The following is a 570-nucleotide window of genomic DNA, read 5'->3' as shown; positions in this document are numbered from 1 at the left end:
CAGTAAGCTGACGACGATTTCGCCTATGTCGTTCGTCACAATGCAGAATCCCCAGCCCCGTCGTCACGCCTACGACGATCCAACATCGTTCTTTCGTACCGCTCGACCATCTCCTCCTCGCTCGGTGGCTCAGAAAAATCGATGTCATCAACGGGGGCACCTAAAACCTTGGAAGTCAGCATCGGATCCGCGTTACCTTTCTCCGTCTCCTCAAGCAACGCAGCTATGACAGTCGGGGACCAATCAGGGACGAATACATCTCGGTATCGCTCCGCCGCGCTAGTTCTGGCGAGTGTGAGTAACTTCGGAGTCGTCAGCTCCAAGGCTTCGCGAACCTCATCCGACGCTTTCAATCTCAATGTCTCAATTCTGACCCTCATCGCAGCAGCCGAGACCTTGGCCTCCCAAACCATCCGAGCGACATCCGCGCGGGTCAATGCGGGCCAATTGAAGTTCCTCATCCATTTCTCGGGCAGCAGCAATGCCGCAGCGAAAGCGTTCGCTTGTTTTTCGTCCGCCTCGCCCGCGATGTCTCCATCACGATCCAGGTGCCCTTGAACGAGATGCCCT

General features: G+C 56.3%; 1 protein-coding gene. It reads right to left on the bottom strand.

Annotated elements, in window-relative coordinates:
• Nucleotides 1-35: 35 nt before the first annotated feature.
• The coding region (locus H7U32_RS09625; protein ID WP_204469829.1) for an ImmA/IrrE family metallo-endopeptidase at nt 36-570 on the bottom strand (535 nt) is incomplete at its 5' end.

The sequence above is a fragment of the Bifidobacterium pullorum subsp. saeculare genome (assembly GCF_016899725.1).
Lineage (GTDB): Bacteria > Actinomycetota > Actinomycetes > Actinomycetales > Bifidobacteriaceae > Bifidobacterium > Bifidobacterium pullorum_C.
This window is presented reverse-complemented; position numbering and strand designations above follow the sequence as displayed.